The sequence below is a fragment of the uncultured Roseibium sp. genome, assembly GCF_947494555.1.
Lineage (GTDB): Bacteria > Pseudomonadota > Alphaproteobacteria > Rhizobiales > Stappiaceae > Roseibium.
The window spans coordinates 551,858-570,130 of the sequence record NZ_CANLVF010000004.1 but is presented as its reverse complement, the minus strand read 5'-3'; the positions used below and the strand labels follow the sequence as shown (position 1 = coordinate 570,130).

Sequence of the window (18,273 nt, the reverse complement as noted above, 5' to 3'; positions counted from 1 at the left end):
TCCTCCGGTGGAGCAGGCACAGCCTTGCTGTTTTATTTGTCATCGTTGGCGGCTTTGTCGCGGTTGAGCATCGTTTCCAAGTCCTTTCCGGAGATCTGGCGCATCTCAGTCCTGCCGTTGCCGGCGACGATCAGATACGTTGCCGTCTTTCGGTATCCGACGAAACTCGTGTCCCTGAGAAGTTCTTCTTCGACAACGATTTCATAGTCTCCGGCAGGCAGCACTTCTGATTGTTCCCTTAAAGTGAACGGGTGGAAGAACTTCACTGTCGATTTGGTCGATCGGGTGTTCATGGTATCGTCCACCGTTCTCCGTTGATTGTGCTTCAATCAAGATCCACAATAGGTTTTTTCGATGAATTCATTCGGAGGTGAAACTGTTTCAAAGAATTTAGATGATCTCGGCAGGTTGTGAGCTGATCTAAGTTAGTTTCAGCTAGAAATCTCGCTCCAAACTTCAAAACTTCTTAAAGTATTTTCGCCAAAAGTCTGTGTATGCGGGACATCGGCAGCATCCCGACCGTGGCCAATCAGAAACCTTCCGATGCGGCGTTGGTTGTTGCACGGATCGAAGATCCACCATCGGTTTGCCAGGAAGACTTCCATCCAGGCTGCGAAATCACACGGGGGATGCGGTTCCGACTCGCCGATATCGCTCAGATATCCCGTGCAATAGCGGGCCGGTATGTTCATGCATCGACAGAAGCTGATCGCAAGGTGGGTGAAGTCACGGCAAACACCCCGCCCTTCGGTCAGGGTTTCGGACGCCGTTCGGGTTGCTCGTGCATGCTCATAGCCGAAGGTCACCTGCTGATGCACATAGTCACAGATCGCTTGAACCCTGGCCCAGCCTGTCTTTGTTTCTCCGAACAAACGCCAGGCTTCCTCTGAAAGCACATCAGTATCGCAATAGCGGCTCCCCACCAGATACACGAGGGATTCAGCTGGTAAATCCTGGACGGCATGCTGATAGGCGGCAGGAAAAGCCGGGTCCGTCTTGCCGGTGTCAAAAAAGATGCCATGCGTCGCCATTGTAAAAGCGCCGGCAGGTGCTGTCAGCCTGGAACACCAATTCCCGAAAGCGTCCAGATAGCTCTCGATCGGCACGCAAGGAGTTGTCGTCAAATAATCCAGTTGCTCGAGGTCGCAATAACGTGTTGCATCAACGTTGAGCATCGCAATCATCGGTGTCGATTTCGGAAATTCGAAATCAAAGCGACAACCCAAACTGATACGGAGGTAACTTAGTCCTGACTTGGCGAAACATCCCAAACGGGCTTGAGAAGGAAAGTTTTTGCTCATTTGAGCGTGAATCTGGCCACCGCGGCGGCCGCCCGGGCATGTTCCGATTTATGATAGTTGCCGAGAAAAGCGCCATCTACACGGACCTCCCAAATTCCGTTTCTTTCATGGACCCGAACACGTTCCGGTCCAATATTCTCGGGAGGCACTTGCATGGTTTCAGGCGCCAGTTTTGCCAATGAAGGCTTAGACGCTTTTTCCGGTTTCATATTCTTTAGTTTAAGGCCCGTGCAAATGTCTCCCTGTTGCATAGCCGCGTGTATGAATTCTTCAGCATAGTCATCAACGCCTCTGTAATCCTGTTCCCGGCGCGCCATCGACATGGTATCGACGAAACGTGCCTTGAGGTGCTCAACAAACCGGGGCTCAGAGCGGGACATATACGCAATGACGGATTGGAGAATTCTCTCATGCGCAAGAACCCGCCTCTCAAGATCTGAGGAATCTGGTTTGGGTCCATCTTTATTCGTTTTTGTCTCCATGGCCTGAGCGCTCCTTTTGCAAGCATATGGCCGGATTGTTCAAAGCCTAATTGCGCAAGTCTCATCAGGCAGATAACCGGAATCAGGTTCGACCCAATTGAACGCAGCTTGGCCGTTTTGAGATAGTTATTTTCGGGGACAGCATCGCGAGCGCGTTTGTGGAAATTCACGCCGCTTTCCTGTCTTTTTTGAAGGATTAAAACGTGTTTCAAGAAATTGACCTAGAAGCCAACCGGTTTTGTGATCCTACATGGAGCCTTGCAGGCACATCCTGATCGAGGTTAGTCGTTGGTGTCTTTTCCGTGCCGACGCGACCAAAATTGGAGAGATGCGAACGTATTTTCTTGTATTAAGACCGATGCTAAGGCCAACAATGATTACGAACGAGCGCAAAAGAATAGCGGCTTATTAAGAGCGTTTTTCTTTCGGACTTCTTACAAATGAATTTGGCCTATCTGAAACTAAGACTCCGCAAACGCGAGTTTTACTTTAGCAATGGTCCAGCTTGGTCAAGATATTCAGGGTCGAACCCTGAAAATTCGACCAGACGATTACGATCATCGAACGTAACCTTGCCGCTTCGAAATGTGATAAGCCCGTTTTCACGCAGTTGCCGCAAGACACGGTTGACGTGCACTGCGCTCAGCCCCAGTGCATCGGCGAGGTGATACTGTGTCAGCGGACAGTCATAGCCCGTCTGGCTACCTATGCCGACCAGAGCCAACCTCGCGCCAAGTTCGAGCAGAAAATGTGCCATGCGCCTATCCGCGTCGCGCCGTCCGAGGTTTACGAGATGTTCGACCACCATAGCTTCGTCTCTCGACGCGGCCCATAAAACCGCAGTCGCCAGTCGAGGGGAATTTGCAAACGTTTCCAGAAGATCGCCAGTCTGAACTTCAACCGCCTGAATATCGGTGATCGGTTCGAAGCTGTGATCCGAAGCGCGAAGGAGTACGCTACGCAATCCCAGAAAGTCGCCCGGGATCTGGAAATCGACAATTTGGCGTGTTCCGTCAGATTGGACTTTGTACGAGCAGACCCAACCTTCTGAAAGAATGTAGGCTGCCTGATCCGACTGTCCCTGTTGGACAAGGTCACGTCCAGCAAGGAAGATACGGCGACGTTTGTGCAGATTTTGCAATGCACTGAGCTCGCTCGCTGTCAGGACAACGAAGTTGGAAAGTTTGCGGGCGAACGGACTATTTTCGATAAGGTTCAAAGGCGTTCCCTCAGGCAATAATCCGTTATCCGAAATGTCTGAGCCAAGACTGCTTTAGATCAGTCTAGCATACTGATTTTCTGTCATTATGGTGAAGTTAACTGGACTGGCACCTAAGCTCGGGCTCTAGTTCATGAAAGTGGTAGCCAAGATGTCTGATCAGAAAGACTATTCCGGAATGGCAGCGCTCACGATCTGCGAAGCGCTTTTGCTGGCACTGACCGAACACGAAGTTCTGCCCGGGTACGAAATCCTGGGCATCTTACACGATGCAGCAGCAACGCACGAAAATGCGGCCAGCCCTGAAGCCGACAAGGAAATGCACCTAGCGGTCTCGAAGCTGATCAAACAGATCATTGCGGGAGAAAACTCCGTAAGGTGGCCACGGTCCGATTGATCCTCACGGGGAATCGACCTGTTTCCGCTCTCTTGCGCATAACCCAGCCGCCTAACAAACGAGCACACCCGTTTATCAGAAAGGGAAACAGATGTCCAAAGGCAACAATAGACGAGGAAATCGTGAGAATAGAAAGCCGAAGAAGATCATAGAAAAAACTCCAGCAACAGCGGTTACTAACAAAGGTAGGGAGTTGCCGGTCCTCGGGCAAAAGAAGGGCAAATAGACCAATGGGTTCCGTGTATTCGGGACAGACACATTCCTGGTTAAAACGGGTTGCACCCGGACATAGTCCCATTGCCGTCAGTGGGGGTGTACCTGTCCAGTGGCGGGGCGCGCACAATTCTCTGTCCGTACAACACCGGGGACTATCGTAGCATGACCGTTAGTCTACACTTCGTATGTCAGGCATACCGGTACTTAGAACGTGGCAAAGGGTCGGCTAAGCAGTCGGTGCTTATCAAGGCATCTGCGATTGAATGCAAGACTTCGGCCGAAGCAGAAGCTCGTGCGCGGAGGATGTTTGACGGCGGTTCTTATGCCGGAATCGACGCATTTTCAATTGAAGTCGATATCGAACTTGGTGACTATACTGAGCCTGAGTTCATCATCCGCCTCGGAGACGTACCGTCTCTGGATACGTGAGCTTCGTCCTCAACGACGGCAAAAACAACATCCGGTTCCGTTTCGGTCATTCGTCGTACTCGCAGCGAATGACTTGTGTGGATGGCTCCTGCATAGCAAGACATTTTCGATCAGATTTGTGGATTTGTAAGAAGCAGTCATGTGTCCGGCCTGTTCGCGCGGTTTGACCGCTGGCCCTGATGGGTTCCGCAATCCTGGTTCCTAACAGCTTTGCGGACCATGATGCCAGGGCCATTCGGCGGGGAGTACTGATTTTGGCGGCGGACTTATGCACCATCATTTCGCGGGTCTTGCTGACTCAATGTCCCTTTTTCGCTCAAGCGTTGTGTGGAGTGCAAGAATGGTTTCGGGTGAGAACTTCTCAGACGATCCTGCGGTTTTGTTGGCTATTGCAACGGAAGCAACGCGAGCAGGTTTGCGTTCCAGAAGAGAAGTGAGTCATTTGCTGGCGCGCTCTGGATGCGATCGGGTTTGTCGTGCCAGTGACGTCATTCCAACGACCAGAAGTTGCCTGAGGTACTGGTTGCCGATCTTCGCAATCCGTCCCAGTTTCTCTCTGCCACCGCTAGACTTGTTTGCGGGCGTCAGTGCCAACCAAGTTGCAAATTCTCACCTATTGCTGAACTGATGTCCGTCGCCGATGCTGGCGATGATTGCCGAGGCCGTCACGGCACCGATGCTCAGCTTTCAATTTAATTCCCTATCAGGAGCGAACCTCATGGTTGTTCACACACTGACAGGCATGTATCCATGTATGGGTCTCGGGGAAGGTGCCCCCATTCTGTTCGTTTATGGCGCGGCCTGCGATCATCGGATCTGGACGCCTCATGTTACGCATCTCGCGCAGCATTACCGGTGCATCGCCCCGACCCTGCGTTGGTTCGGACCAACAGACTGGCCCGCAAGTTCTGCAGAGTTTGGAGAGGCAACCCACGCGGAAGATCTTGCTGCAATCATCGAAAGCCTTGAGTGCGGCCCGGTCTTCATAATCGGCTGGTCCTATGGCGCGAATGTCGCCTTGCGACTGACCGTCGACAGGCCGGACCTCGTCTCGCGCGTCGTTGCCTATGAACCCAGTTCGACAAGTCTCGTCAGCGACAGCTCTTCAATCGAGGCGCATCAGACCAGTATGCGTGAGACGTTTTCGCCTATAACCGCGGCGGCCTCTTCAGGAGACGGGTTTGGAGTTCTGAGCGCATTCATTGATGCGGTCGGCGGGCCGGGGACCTTCAAGAAACTGCCACCCGAACTGCGCAGGATTTGCGCCGAGAATGCACACACCCTGATCCCTCTCCTGAACTCAAAGCATCGCTTTACTTCCGTAGCAGTGGAGGACCTGGCGAATTTATCCGTTCCGGTTCATGTGGCATGGGGCGGGCAATCGGGAAAGGTTTGGACGATCCCAAGCGAATCCGCCGCAAGGGTGGCAACCATTTCAGGTCACAGAATACCGGACGCAGATCACATTTGGCCCGCCAGGGAACCGGGCGAATTCTTGTCATGGCTGGAGAACCTTGGCGAACTCGGCACAACCGCAAAGCAGCTTCGGCCAACTTCTCGGTTCGCAAATGCCTCAACCCGAAACTTGCGTGAATTGCCCCGCATCGGTGAGAAGCAAGCTCAGTTCTGACCCACTGTCACGGGACGTTGTGATCGTTGGCCCAGTCCGCTGAAGTGCCGCAACGTCCCAAGCTCCTGGTCACGGGTATCCTGAAACCTGTCACGGTGCTTAATGTCACTGCGGTGAGTTACGCAAAGCTGGCGTTTCAAAACAGTCTTTTGCGGTTACGCACTTACAGCGTGAAATGACTTAAGCAACAACACACGCCATTGCTTGCCGAGCCCGAAATTTGTCTCCTCAAGGGCCAGCAGAAGCTCAATATTTTCCGAGTCCAAAACGCTTTCTGTACTCTGTCGGTGAGATTCCGAGAACGCGTTGCATGGCACGCCGCAAACGTTCGTCGTCCTCAAAGCCGGTTCGTTGCGCGATCGTCGCAATGGGTAGCTCGGTGACCTCAAGCAAGTCACGGGCTGCCGCAACGCGAAAGAGTTCGATGGTCTTGGCAGGCGTTCGGCCGGTGGCGTCCCGATAGACCCTGGTAAAATTGCGTTCGCTCATTCCCACCTGCTCGGCCAACCGATCGACGCGCAAGTCTCCCTTGAGATTGTCACCGATCCAGGCGTGAAGAGCATCAAACCGGCCGTCGGCATCATTTGTCTGACTGAGCAGCACGGAACTGAACTGGGACTGGCCGCCGGAGCGGACCATGTAAACAACCAGTGTTTGCGCCAGACGAACGGCAACCTTTCTCCCTGAATCTTCCGCCACCATGGCAAGCGCCATGTCAATGCCCGCGGTCACCCCTGCCGACGTCCAGACATTTCCATCCTTAATGAACATACGGTCTGGCTCGACCGTCACGCCCGGATGCTTATTTGCCAGATCATCGCATGAAAACCAATGAGTTACCGCGCTGCGGCCATCAAGCAGACCGCTTGCCGCAAGAACGAATGCGCCTGTGCAAACAGACCCGACGCGCGCGGCCTGTTCGGCAAGAAGGACTGTATTTTCGACAAGTTTCAGGTCTTGCGCTGCCTCTTGCGCTCCAAAGCCCCCTGCAATCAGCAGCGTATGGAGATCTCTGTCATGCCATCGCTCCATGGATTCTGTGACGAGTTCCACCCCGGTATCCGTCAGCTGAGCGCCGCCTTCCGCAGATGCAAGCACGATCTCGTAGTTTTCACCCCCTACGCGTCTTGCATCGGCAAAGACCTGCATTGGACCAGTGACGTCCAAAAGCTTGGTGTCCGGAAACACAACTATAACTACAACCGGGCGCGATTTGGCGGAAAATGAGGGCATATTGTCGGTTTTGCCAAAAAATTTACTGTTAGTCTATCTGTGAAGCGTCGAAGTTTTTTTAAGTATAGTATGGGGAACACTCATGAAAAGGATACTATCAACTGCAGTCGTGAGCCTTGCACTCATTTCCTCGGCGGCGGCTGCACCCTTCCAATGGTCTGCCGGATCCGGAGGCAACGATCACTGGTACGAATTTGTTATACTCGGGTCTGGCGATCCATCTTTGTCGGCCACTCAAGCCGAAGCGATTGCCGAGTCATCGTCCTTCATGGGTCTGGGTGGCTATCTTGCAACGATCACGTCCGCCGCCGAACAGACATTTCTCAACTCGAACTGGACCGGTGCGGGCAGCGTGACGGGTCAGTTCCTGGACTACAGCTACTTCCTGATTGGTGCGACGGACCGCGACACCGAAGGGTCGTTTGAATGGATGGGAGGGCCCGAAGACGGAAATCCTCTGGGATACACCAACTGGAAGCCGGGCGAGCCAAATAACGCAGGCGGTGAGGACTACGTGGTCGCCTGGTGGGAAGACAGCGCGTCAGGTACCTGGAACGATGTGCCCGGCATTACTGGCGTACGCGCTTATCTCGTGGAGTATAGCAGCGCTCCGGTTCCCGTACCCTTGCCGGCAGCGCTTCCGCTGCTGGTCGGCGGCCTTGGATTGCTGGGTTTTGCTGCCCACCGCAGACGCAGAACAACAACAGCCTGATCTGTATACCGCAGATTGGTTTAACTGGGCCTGCCGTTCTGGCAGGCCCTTTTTTTGGGTTCGCAGGGAACGAGTATTGCCAAAGACCTCGCCAATGCTCTTGAACAGGCGTTTGCAAAAAATGGAGCCAAAAGCGACGTTGGAATGCAGCATTTTGGTCCTAAAACCGCAACACCGCGCTCAGGCTGGTGCCTCGTCCGGTGTCAGGATTGTCATACCAATTCTGCTGGCTACAGCCATTATGGCAGGGATGTCTGGTGGACCGTCGGGTACTGGAATTTCTGACGTGCCGTCCGGCATGGCTTCGCCAGCTTCCGTGAAGAAAGTATCGTGCATTTCGCCCGGCGCATTTATGCACAGAAGGCGTCCCGCCGACTGCCCGGTACAGGTAAAAGCGTGAACAGCTCCGTCAGGCACTTTTACAAAATCTCCGGCGCTGGCGCGCTTGGTCTCTCCGTTCACAAAGAACTCAAACTCTCCGTCGAGTACGAAGAAGCTTTCATCTTCACCAGCGTGGTGATTGGGCGGCGCGCCGGCACCAGGTGCCGTTTTGATTTCGACAATTGTGCACTTGTTTCCGGTTTCTTCCGGAAATGCATGAAATGTCAGGAGGTTTCCAAGAAGGTGATAAATGCGAGGGCGAGACTGCTCCATGCTGATGGCTCCTTTTATTTCCGCATATTTTCATTTATAATACACAACTCTCTTAATGAGACAAGTGTATCATTTTGGAATAGAAAAAGTGGCACCCAGAACCAATCAGAAAAACAGGACGAGAGAAGCACTCCTCATCGCCGCGCGCGAGCTAATGTCGGAGGGGAGTGAGGTTACACTGGCCAAAGTTGCAGATCGCGCGAAAACCAGTCGGGCAACGGTCTATAGATACTTCTCAGACCCCGGCATCCTGGCGCTGGATGCGACACTCGACGTCCAGGTTACTCCGACGTCACAACTCCTGGAAGGGCTCGACGACGTTCGAAGCCGGGTACATAAAGTCGCGCAATATTACCTGGATTTCTCGCGGGATCATGAGGCTTACTTCCGGCAGTTTTTGGCTGAGTCCCTAAAAGCAGCGTTGGAAGCAGGACAAGCCAAAAAACGAGGAGCTCGCAGGGTGGCCGCGTTTGATGAAGCGCTAGAGCCCGTCCGGAAACGCATGGAGCCCCGGGAGTATGAGGACCTGACACGGCGCTTGGCGATGACAACAGGCATGGAGCAATTCATCATTCTGGAGGACATTCTGGGGGCGGATCGGTCAGAGGGCGACCGACTTCTCTCAGGCCTCGTCGACGCATTGCTGGATCGGTACGTGCCGCCTGCTTGAATCGCATTTGGCGATGGGGACAGAAAACAATGGTCGACAGCACACACACGCTTCTGTCAGCCCGGCAAATGCCAAACCGCGTAGTCACCCTCTCCGACCCAAAACGCCGTACTTTCCGGCAGCGCTTCCGCTGCTGGTCAACGGCCTTGGATTGCCGGGTTTTGCTGCCCACCGCAGGCGCAGAACAACAACAGCCTGATCTTTATACCGCAGATTGGTTCAACTTGACCTGCCGTTCTGGCAGGTCTTTTTGTATTCAGGCACGGCAGGAAAAAGTAGGGCAACACTCGACCTCTTGCTGTCCTTAAGCTCCGAGACGAACGTCACTTTCCGATTTAGCGCGCTGACCTGACAGAAGTCCGAAACAAGAACGCTGAGTTGCCGTGTCGTCCAAATAGGGCGAAGGACAGCTTTGAGCCCAGCTTGACGGGTGCGGCCGTTTCCCCGAATGTCGAGAGGACGTAGCACTGAACAGATGGCGAAACGACAGAATGATTGTTGATTGGCAAACGATTTGGCTTTTTGGACTCGCCAGCTTCGCATTGGCTGTGACCCCGGGACCGGATATGATCCTCGTGGCCGCGCGAAGTGCAGCGCAAGGCCAAATGGCCGGGCTGGTGACGCAATTCGGGATATCTGCAGGATCAATAATTCATGCTGTCATATTGGCGCTTGGGCTTTCTCAATTGTTCTTGGCGGTCCCGTATGCCTATGATTTCGTCAGATATCTCGGCGCTGCCTATTTGCTTTATTTGGCTTGGCAAGCAATCACTTCACGTGACAGGCCTTCTTCAAAAGCGCCCGCGCACAAGCATCCGTCGTTGGATGTAATTTTTAGGCAGGGACTTCTTACAAACCTCCTAAATCCAAAAGTTGCGCTGTTTTACCTTGCACTCTTTCCGCAGTTCTTGAACCCAGAAAAAGGCTTCGTTGGCATCCAGATTTTAGTGCTGGCAACCATCTTTGTTGTGATTGATCTCGTCGTTCATGCTGTTGTGATTTGGCTGGCCGGTGTCGGGCGATCCCTATCGAAGAACAAATGGGCTTTCACAAAGTGGCCAAGATACTTCCTTGCTCTCGTATTTGGCGGCCTTGCCGCAAAACTGGTTTTTGACGGCCAGCGGTAATGCTTCAAAGCCGACCTTGAGATTGAAAGCCCGACAACCGCTTTTGCCGCCTTTCAGCCATTTGCTTCGATAGTCATCAATGACTGCTTTCGGTGTTTCGACGTAACCGGGTGAACGTCCCGTTTGCGGGCACAGAACAGTGGTTGGCACTGGCAGCGGCAAGGGCCCGTCTCGGATCCAGCGTGTCGCTGCCGGGCGTTGCGCAAAGGGCTGCAATGTTTGCTGACAAAAAATGTTCTCATCGCTGTCGATTGGCCGTGCCATAGTTCGTCATCTCAGTGAAAGCGCTGTTGCTTTTGACAACTGGAGATTGACACTGCATCTGGATTGATCGGTTTCAGAGCTCCATCGGCGCAACACCCGCGCTTACCCAAAACGTCGTACTTGCCTGTGTGCGCTGCAATAGGCTCTAATCCGCGCGACGAACCGCACCCGGGAGGAACCGTTGAGCAAGACAAATCGCGGCAATTTTTTCGAAGACTTCGAGATTGGTCAGGTCATCCGGCATGCAACGCCGCGCACGGTCACAAGCGGTGACCAGGCACTCTATACGGCGCTATACGGCTCGCGTTTCGCGGTTCAGTCCTCCGACGCGTTTGCGCGCGCCATCGGCTACGCCCATGCGCCCGCTGACGATCTGCTGACGTTTCACATCGTCTTCGGCAAGACGGTTCCCGATATTTCGCTGAACGCCGTCGCCAATCTTGGCTATGCCGGGGGCCGGTTCCTGGCGCCGGTCTATCCCGGAGACACGTTGTCGACCGTCTCGGAAGTGATCGGCAAGAAGGAAAACTCAAACGGCAAGACCGGCGTCGTCTATGTCCGCTCGACCGGCTACACGTCCAAGGGAACCGAAGTTCTGGACTATGTCCGCTGGGTCATGGTCAACAAGCGCGACCCCGGTTCGCCGGCACCCGATCCCGTCGTTCCCGATCTGCCTGCGGCCATTGAGCCGATTGCGCTGGGGACCGCGGTTCCGCTGCTCGACAGCGTGAATTGGGACAACGACCTGTCAGGCTCAGAGTTCCGTTTCGCCGACTATGCCATCGGCGAGAAGATCGACCATGTCGACGGCATGACGGTGGAAGAAGCCGAGCACCAGATGGCAACCCGGCTTTACCAGAACACGGCCAAGGTTCATTTCAACCAGCATACGGAATCGAAAGGCCGGTTCGGCAAGCGGCTGATTTATGGTGGCCACGTGATCTCGCTCGCCCGGGCGCTCTCCTTCAACGGCCTCGGCAACGCCTTTCATATTGCCGGCATCAACAGCGGCCGGCATGTCGCCCCGCTGTTCGCCGGCGATACCGTCTATGCCTGGTCGGAAGTGCTCGATGCCTCCGAAATAGAAGGACGCAAGGATGTCGGCGCGCTGCGCTTGCGCCTGGTGGCGACCAAGAACCGCCCCTGCCGCGACTTCCCGCTCAAGGACGGCGACGGCAAATACCTGGAAGACATCATCCTCGATTTTGACTACTGGGCCCTGATGCCGACGTGAGACTGGCAATACAACCAGTTACCAGCAGATGACGTGGCACGGCATCGGGAGTACCATGACCTGAGAGGAGGCTGCGCATGCTCACAACGCTTTCGGCACGGGAAACCAACCTGCTGCTGGCCATCATGCAGGACATGATTGCCGTTCAGGATGCGGATGAACTCAGAAACCGGATCGGCACACCTTTGCTTGATCTTTTGAAGGCCGATTTTTTTGCGTCCTATGTCTGGTCACGCAGCGACGGCGATACATCGGGCGTCTTCCTGAACATGGACGCAAGCAACCTTGCAGCCTACGAGGACCACTTTCAGTATTGCGACCCGATCACTCCGAGACTGCGCCTGTGCGGCCGCGCAACCCACGTCGACCAGGTGATGTCCCGTGACGAATTTCTGCGCACCGAATTCTACAATGACTTTCTGGCGCGCGACGGATTGCATCATGGCATGAATTTTCACGCCTTTGCCGGATCGGGCCATCTGGGCGACCTGCGGATCTGGCGCGGCCGAAAGCGGGCGACGTTCCAGCAGCGTGACCTGGAGCTTCTCAATGCGATCGGTACAGCGTTCGGTAAGGCACTGGAGAACCTTAAACAGGTCGAGGAAAAACTGGATCGAGCCGACCCTGGGCGGCGCCTGGAAAATTGGACAGTCCGGCACGGGCTGACTGCGCGGGAACAAGACGTGCTGCACCTTCTGTGCGAAGGCTTGCGGGACCGCGATATCGCAGCAACCCTCGGTGTCTCCGCAACGACCGTGCGCTCTCATGTGAAAGCAATTTTCCAAAAGTCCGGGACAACGAGCAGGTCGGCGCTGATCGCGAGCATCAACGGCCAGATGCGCATGCAATAATTTTCCTGCCTCCTCATTTTGGAGGATGCGCCCATTGAATAATGAGCGTTTCGTGGTTCTCCGTCCAGGAAAGGGGAACACCATGAATAGGCACCTGACAGTTGGATTGGCCGCAGTTGCGGCTGTATTTGCAAGTCCTGCATCCGCCTCCGACGACCCGGCTGACCTCACTTTGATTGAGGCCGCCGAGGCGATCGCAACTCAAAAACTCTCGTCGTCAGCCCTCGTCAATGCGCTCATCGCCAAGACCGGCGACGATCCGGGCAATGTCTTTATCACCTTTGAAAGCGAGGGCGCCTTGACTGCCGCAGCAGCTGCCGACGAAAGCATCGTATCCGGCGATAAGGTCGGCCCGCTCCACGGTGTACCGATTGTGGTGAAGGACAATATCGCCTCGGCCGGATTGCCGACCACCGGGGGAACGCCGGCACTCAAAAGCTGGATACCCGCCGAAGACGCACCTGTGCTGGCCAAGTTGCGGGAGGCCGGCGCGATCCTGATCGGCAAGACCAACCTGCACGAACTCGCCTTTGGCATCACGTCCAACAATGCCGCGTTCGGAGCGGTGGCGAATGCCTACGATCCGGCGCGGTTCGCCGGAGGATCGAGCGGGGGAACGGGCGCGGCCATCGGCGCACGTCTGGCGCCCGCCGGCCTTGGAACCGATACCGGCGGATCCGTTCGCATTCCCGCGGCTCTGAATGGGGTTGCCGGTCTGCGCCCGACGGTTGGACGATATCCGGCGGGTGGTATTATTCCGATTTCCGCAACCCGCGACACGGCAGGACCGCTCGCCCGGACCATTGCCGATCTTGCACTTCTTGACGCCGTCATCACAGGCGCATCCGATGAGGTAGCACCTCTCGATCTCGGCACGGTTCGCCTCGGCGTGCCGTCGGGTCTGACTGAAAATCTGTCGCCCGAAACGGAAAGGCTCTTCAAGGCTGCTTTGGCTGAGCTCGAAAAATCCGGAGTAACACTGGTTGAGGTCGACATCAGCGCGGAACTCGAACTCGCCGGGAAAGCCGGCTTTCCGATTGCCCTTTGGGAAGTCAAACGTGACCTGGCCGCGTTCCTGGAAGCGAGCGGCAGCGGTCTTACACTGGAAGATGTTGCAGCTGAGGTTGCAAGCCCGGATGTCAAATTCGTGTTCGAAAATCTCGTGCTCGGCGATCAGGCCATCCCGGATGAGGTCTACGCGGCCGCAGTGACTGATCTCAGGCCCCTTGTACAGTCGGGCTATGCTGAAGTCTTCGCCGCAAACGGGCTGGATGCCCTCGTCTTTCCGACAACACCGCTCGCCGCCCAAGCTATTTCAGGCTCGGACATGACTGTCTCGCTGAACGGGGAGGATGTGCCGACGTTCCAGACATTTATCCGCAATACAGACCCTGGCTCGATCGCGGGCATACCGGGTCTGTCATTACCGATCGGTCTGACGGCGGCGGGTCTGCCGGTCGGCCTTGAACTCGACGGGCCGGCATTCAGTGACCGGCATCTACTCGCGCTAGGTCTGGCGGTCGAGAAGGCATTGCCAAAAACCCAGGCACCCGAATAGCCCTGCCGTCAGATATCAGTCGATATCGGAAAAAAGCGTGGAACCCTGATCGTCCAGATCAGGGTTTGGCACCCGGAACAACGTCGGTTGTGATCGGCCCGACACTGGCCTCGGCCTCGGTTGTCTTTGAACCGAAGGGAACCCAACGCTTCAGGAAACGACCTGCCACACTGCCGCTTGATTGTTCCTGAGGGGCAAACGCCGTTTCAACGGCTGTGGCGTCGGTCTCGCCCTGCGCATCGGTCGGTGGGTTTGCAGCTGCCACGGCACTTGCTGAGGCTTCGGAAGCCGGCCGGTCAGCGGACGGGATCGTCGCTGTCGTGATTTCGGTCTCGTCGCCAGCGTTGCCAAAGACTTCAGCAATGCGCTTGTTGCGTTCTTCGCGGCGCTGCAGACGTTCTTCGCGCGCGTCGAACCGAGAGGCAAGCTGCTGGAACTTTTCGTCGTCCTTGCTCTGCTTGGCCGCAACCGCTGAAGAGATGCTCGGATGCACCTGATACTCCGGGCACTGCGCACTTGCGCGGAACGGCACGCCTTCGACGAGAGTGGTCGCGTCAAAAACATATTTCTTTTCGCAAACCGATACCTTCGGCGGCGTTTTCGTTACCTCAAAATGATCGTAACCGGTCTTGAGCATCTTCCAGTAGCCGAGATGTTCGTTGTCTCTGTGCTTGGCCATGTTTTCCGGCGTCATGCGGAACGGGAAGGCCTGCACCTGGAAGGACTTTTGACCGCCCTTGAAACTCTCGCGCGCCAGGGCGTAAATGTCTTCGACCTGCTCATCGGTCATGGCGTAACAGCCGCGCGATGAGCAGGCGCCATGGACCATCAGATGGGATCCGGTGCGGCCATGGGCGCGGTCATACCTGTTCGGATAACCGAGGTTGAAGGCCAGATGATAGCTTGAATTCGGGTTCATCAAGGCCGGCGTGATTTCATAGAAACCTTCCGGGGCCTGACGGTCGCCTTCCTTGAATTTCGGCCCGAGTTTGCCCGACCATTTACAGATCTCGAATTCCTCGAGCTTCTTGTATTTCCCCGTCCGCGTCTGTTTCCAGACTTCCATTTCGGATTCTTCTTTGAAGATACGGATCATGATCGGCGAATTCGAACTCATGTTGAGATCGGTCATCTTGCGCTTGATCGAATCGCTAACGGGACGCAGATGCTTCGGCCCGGCACCGAACTCGTCGGCCTGGCAGCCCGCAAGGACGGCTGCAGCCAAAACCAGCGCACCGGCTCTGACGGCTGAACGGCTCCGCATGCGGGAGGAACTTTCATGCTGCGCGGCTGGCGTTAGTAAACGGCGCCCAAAGACCATGTGACTATCCCAAACAAATCGGAAACCGAAAAACGCGGCAGTACATTTGCCTTGCCGTTTCTGGAATTCCTGCGTCTCGCCCCCGCGCAAAGGCTAGGGAATGTTAGTTGACGATAAGTTACTGAAACCCGCCTGCCCCTGCGAAGCAAATTCCGGTGATAAGAACAAAAAAGTGAGACAAACACCCATCTGAATGCCTCGGAAGTGTCTGAATGAAGGCAGAATCTGGCCACAGAAAGGCAAAAAAGCCGCGATTGACCGCGACTTGGTCGAAATTTGTTCTGACGTTATCGTGAATTAAGGCCGTTAACCTTAAGTCAGGGTTCTGCCTATCGCGATAAATTTTTCGCGCCTTTGCTTGCGGATTTCTTCGGTGCTGAGGCCGTTCAGTTCACTAAGCGCAGCTTCGATCGATTTTCCGGTCGTGTCGATTACGATTTCACGGGCCCGGTGCGCTCCGCCGACCGGCTCGACGATAATGTCATCGATCACGCCAAGATGCTTGAGATCCTGCGCCGTTATTTTCAGTGCGGTTGCAGCGTCCTGAGCCTTTGCGCTGTCCCGCCACAAGATAGACGCGGCCCCTTCCGGCGAAATCACGGAGTAGATCGCGTGCTCCATCATGAGAACCTTGTTTGCGGTCGCAATCGCAATCGCGCCACCCGAGCCGCCTTCGCCAATGACCACAGCAACCGAAGGTGTTCCAAGACCAAGACCGACATCCGTGGATCGTGCAATCGCTTCGGACTGCCCGCGTTCTTCCGCCCCGCGTCCCGGATAGGCCCCGGACGTGTCAACGAAACTGATCAGCGGAATAGCAAATCGTTCGGCAAGTTCCATGATGCGGACGGCCTTGCGGTATCCTTCGGGACGCACCATGCCGAAATTGTGTTTCAGCCGCGATTCCGTATCGTGCCCCTTTTCCTGAGCAAGCACCGCAACAGACTGGCCGCGAAACCGGCCGATGCCGGCGAGAAGCGCATGGTCTTCTGCGAATTTGCGATCTCCGGCGAGCGGTGTGAAGTCTTCAATAAGGCCTGCCACATAATCAACTGCATGCGGCCGGTCCGGATGCCTTGCAACAAGCGTCTTCTGCCAGGGCGTCAGTTTGGAATAAAGGTCCTGGAGCGTCTGGGCCGATTTTGCGTTCAGCCGTTCAATCTCACCGTCAACATTGACCTCTTCGCCATCTTCTGCAGCGATCGCCCGCAGTTCCTGGATCTTGCCTTCAATATCCGCGACGGGCTTTTCAAACTCCAGATAGCTGTGCATGTACTTTATTACCTGAAACAAACCCGGTCATCGGCGCTTCAGTGGCCGCTCCGGAAACTGACAAAAGGTGATTACGCACCCCGATGGCGTTATGTGGAGCGCTGTAACAAGAGACGCAAGTGGGCGCAAGTCTCAGGCCTCATCCTCACCAGCACTTCCAAATCAATTCAAGGCACAATTCTGAGGTATTGGCGGCAAGCACCGTATCGCAAAACCTACCGCGACGCCTGATCGCTCCCTGCGCCATCAATCGTCAGCTTGCTGGCTTCGACCAAAAGCCGCCCGTTCTTTGTGTCGATGGCGATGCGATAGGGTATCAGGACGTTGTCGCGACCCATGGGTGCGATCCAGACCTCCATATTCGCCTTGGCCATGTATTTCACTGATTCCTTGGACGGACGGTGTCCGGCAACCGGGACCCAGCGGGCCTTGCAGACTACAACGGTTCCCTTGTAGCCGCGGCCGGAGACTTCCCGGGTGCCCTCGTAGCTCAATTTGATATCGAAGCGGGTCCAGCCATCGAAGATGGGCAGCTTGCGGGAACATGCCTTCGGGCCAAAGCTGTCTTTTGACCGCCGGACAGGCATCAATGCCGCGCTGAGCGGATCAATCGCGTTGCGTTTATGGCGATTGGTGATCTTGATCCGCTCTTTGTTCGGTTTGAACTGAGGCGCGACTTCCATCGACCGGATGTTGCGCGAACCCTGCGTCAGGTTCACATAAAAGTCGAGATTGGCCGCCTGCGACGCCATGCGGTACTTGGAAGGCACGACCTTGGAACCGACCAGCCATCCGGACGCTTCAGCACCGCCTTTGCCGGTTGAAAAAAGCGTTCCAATCCCGGCGGGCGCAACGGTTACCTTTGCCGAATAGGCGTTGCCCTGCATCACGAGCGACAAGGTTCCCCGCCCGATCTTGAACCCGGCGAGCGAAATCGAATAAACGCCGCCGACGCTGTTTTTCTTCGCCTCTGCCGGAGAAACCAACAGCGCACCGGCAAGCATAGGGAGGACGACGAGGCGTCCGAGTGACGTCAGACCAAACACTTTAACAAACCTCCGCGCCACCCTCCGGTAGCGAACTATGGCCCCGCTCCAACAATGTTCCGCACGGTTAACACTAGCATGAAAATTACCTAGCGAACGGGATCAATCATTCTAAATTATGGTAACTCAGTGGTTAACACGGCGCACAAGGAAGAATAAAATCACAGAATCGCGCAGATGGGCAGGAGATGTCTTGACGTTGGCGCACGCTGCCATTATAGCGGGGCAACTTTTTCCGAGAAATGCCGGAGACGATGTCGCCGGGCCTCAGGTCCGCGCCGGATTCGGTTTGGACATGCTGGGTTCCATGTAACGGCCCGGCCACGAAAACAAAAGGTGATATCATGGCACGTCGTTGCGAACTCTCCGGCAAAGATGTGATGACTGGCAACAACGTCTCACACGCTAACAACAAGTCCCGCCGCCGGTTCCTGCCGAACCTGTGCAACGTTTCCTTGCTGAGCGACACGCTGGGTGAGACCTTCAAACTGCGCGTAAGTGCACATGCATTGCGCTCCGTCGAACATCGCGGTGGTCTGGACGCCTATCTTATGAAAGCATCCGACGATCAGCTTTCCGACGCTGCCCGCAAGATCAAGGTCAGCATCAAGCGCAAGCAGTCGGAAGCCGCTGCCGCTTAACGCCCCGGGGCAAATC

General features: G+C 55.4%; 19 protein-coding genes and 1 pseudogene. 10 read left to right on the top strand and 10 right to left on the bottom strand.

The annotated features are described in order from the left end of the window. Window positions 1-32: 32 nt before the first annotated feature. The 4 genes from Q0915_RS21650 to Q0915_RS21635 all read right to left on the bottom strand — a co-directional run bounded on the left by Q0915_RS21650 (window position 33) and on the right by Q0915_RS21635 (window position 3,002). A complete protein-coding gene (locus Q0915_RS21650) occupies window positions 33-293 on the bottom strand; it encodes a hypothetical protein (RefSeq protein ID WP_299478645.1) in 261 nt (86 codons plus the stop codon). Between the two features lie 138 nt (window positions 294-431). Next, entirely contained in the window at window positions 432-1,184 is a 753-nt protein-coding gene (locus Q0915_RS21645; protein WP_299479157.1) for a transglutaminase family protein, read from the bottom strand. A gap of 113 nt (window positions 1,185-1,297) precedes the next feature. Next, window positions 1,298-1,783: a hypothetical protein gene (locus tag Q0915_RS21640; protein ID WP_299478642.1), complete on the bottom strand. Its 486-nt coding sequence runs from the start codon at window positions 1,781-1,783 to the stop codon at window positions 1,298-1,300. Window positions 1,784-2,267: 484 nt separating this feature from the next. Then, window positions 2,268-3,002: a Crp/Fnr family transcriptional regulator gene (locus Q0915_RS21635; RefSeq protein ID WP_299478639.1), complete on the bottom strand. Its 735-nt coding sequence runs from the start codon at window positions 3,000-3,002 to the stop codon at window positions 2,268-2,270. 151 nt (window positions 3,003-3,153) lie between these two features. On the opposite strand from Q0915_RS21635, the gene Q0915_RS21630 reads away from it, so the two are divergent. After that, window positions 3,154-3,399, top strand: coding sequence for a hypothetical protein (locus tag Q0915_RS21630; protein ID WP_299478636.1), 246 nt, complete (start codon window positions 3,154-3,156; stop codon window positions 3,397-3,399). A 378-nt stretch (window positions 3,400-3,777) separates the two neighbouring features. Next, window positions 3,778-4,044 carry a hypothetical protein gene (locus Q0915_RS21625; protein WP_299478633.1) on the top strand — a complete coding sequence of 89 codons (267 nt, stop codon included), beginning with the start codon at window positions 3,778-3,780 and terminating at the stop codon, window positions 4,042-4,044. Window positions 4,045-4,482: 438 nt separating this feature from the next. On the opposite strand, the pseudogene Q0915_RS32120 reads toward Q0915_RS21625, so the two are convergent. Beyond that, window positions 4,483-4,641: pseudogene (locus Q0915_RS32120) on the bottom strand (transposase); the annotation flags it as partial. A 121-nt stretch (window positions 4,642-4,762) separates the two neighbouring features. Here Q0915_RS32120 and Q0915_RS21620 point away from each other — a divergent pair. Then, window positions 4,763-5,674: an alpha/beta hydrolase gene (locus Q0915_RS21620; protein WP_299478630.1), complete on the top strand. Its 912-nt coding sequence runs from the start codon at window positions 4,763-4,765 to the stop codon at window positions 5,672-5,674. 246 nt (window positions 5,675-5,920) lie between these two features. Here the strand turns inward: Q0915_RS21620 and Q0915_RS21615 are convergent, their stop codons facing one another. Beyond that, window positions 5,921-6,907, bottom strand: coding sequence for a helix-turn-helix domain-containing protein (locus Q0915_RS21615; RefSeq protein WP_299478627.1), 987 nt, complete (start codon window positions 6,905-6,907; stop codon window positions 5,921-5,923). A gap of 82 nt (window positions 6,908-6,989) precedes the next feature. On the opposite strand from Q0915_RS21615, the gene Q0915_RS21610 reads away from it, so the two are divergent. Continuing rightward, window positions 6,990-7,619: a lectin-like protein gene (locus Q0915_RS21610; RefSeq protein WP_299478624.1), complete on the top strand. Its 630-nt coding sequence runs from the start codon at window positions 6,990-6,992 to the stop codon at window positions 7,617-7,619. 180 nt (window positions 7,620-7,799) lie between these two features. On the opposite strand, the gene Q0915_RS21605 is transcribed toward Q0915_RS21610, so the two are convergent. Then, complete coding sequence (locus Q0915_RS21605; RefSeq protein ID WP_299478621.1) at window positions 7,800-8,273, bottom strand: cupin domain-containing protein; 474 nt, start codon at window positions 8,271-8,273, stop codon at window positions 7,800-7,802. Between the two features lie 88 nt (window positions 8,274-8,361). Here Q0915_RS21605 and Q0915_RS21600 point away from each other — a divergent pair, with 88 nt between their 5' ends. The 5 genes from Q0915_RS21600 (at window position 8,362) to iaaH (ending at window position 13,977) form a co-directional block, all read left to right on the top strand. Then, window positions 8,362-8,943: a TetR/AcrR family transcriptional regulator gene (locus Q0915_RS21600; RefSeq protein ID WP_299478618.1), complete on the top strand. Its 582-nt coding sequence runs from the start codon at window positions 8,362-8,364 to the stop codon at window positions 8,941-8,943. Between the two features lie 491 nt (window positions 8,944-9,434). Continuing rightward, complete coding sequence (locus tag Q0915_RS21595; RefSeq protein WP_366525312.1) at window positions 9,435-10,070, top strand: LysE family translocator; 636 nt, start codon at window positions 9,435-9,437, stop codon at window positions 10,068-10,070. 445 nt (window positions 10,071-10,515) lie between these two features. Next, entirely contained in the window at window positions 10,516-11,568 is a 1,053-nt protein-coding gene (locus Q0915_RS21590; protein WP_299478616.1) for a MaoC family dehydratase, read from the top strand. Window positions 11,569-11,645: 77 nt separating this feature from the next. Beyond that, window positions 11,646-12,419, top strand: coding sequence for a LuxR C-terminal-related transcriptional regulator (locus tag Q0915_RS21585; protein ID WP_299478613.1), 774 nt, complete (start codon window positions 11,646-11,648; stop codon window positions 12,417-12,419). Window positions 12,420-12,501: 82 nt separating this feature from the next. Continuing rightward, entirely contained in the window at window positions 12,502-13,977 is a 1,476-nt protein-coding gene (gene iaaH, locus Q0915_RS21580) for an indoleacetamide hydrolase (protein ID WP_299478610.1), read from the top strand. Window positions 13,978-14,035: 58 nt separating this feature from the next. Here the strand turns inward: iaaH and Q0915_RS21575 are convergent, their stop codons facing one another. The 3 genes from Q0915_RS21575 to Q0915_RS21565 form a co-directional block, all read right to left on the bottom strand. After that, on the bottom strand, window positions 14,036-15,241 hold the full coding sequence (locus tag Q0915_RS21575) for a murein L,D-transpeptidase family protein (RefSeq protein WP_299478607.1): 1,206 nt from the start codon (window positions 15,239-15,241) through the stop codon (window positions 14,036-14,038). 369 nt (window positions 15,242-15,610) lie between these two features. Beyond that, window positions 15,611-16,570: an acetyl-CoA carboxylase carboxyltransferase subunit alpha gene (locus tag Q0915_RS21570; protein WP_299478604.1), complete on the bottom strand. Its 960-nt coding sequence runs from the start codon at window positions 16,568-16,570 to the stop codon at window positions 15,611-15,613. Between the two features lie 215 nt (window positions 16,571-16,785). Next, a complete protein-coding gene (locus Q0915_RS21565) occupies window positions 16,786-17,616 on the bottom strand; it encodes a DUF3108 domain-containing protein (protein ID WP_299478601.1) in 831 nt (276 codons plus the stop codon). Between the two features lie 344 nt (window positions 17,617-17,960). Between Q0915_RS21565 and rpmB the strand changes: the two genes are divergently transcribed. Beyond that, window positions 17,961-18,257: a 50S ribosomal protein L28 gene (rpmB, locus tag Q0915_RS21560; protein WP_299478598.1), complete on the top strand. Its 297-nt coding sequence runs from the start codon at window positions 17,961-17,963 to the stop codon at window positions 18,255-18,257. Window positions 18,258-18,273 lie beyond the last annotated feature (16 nt).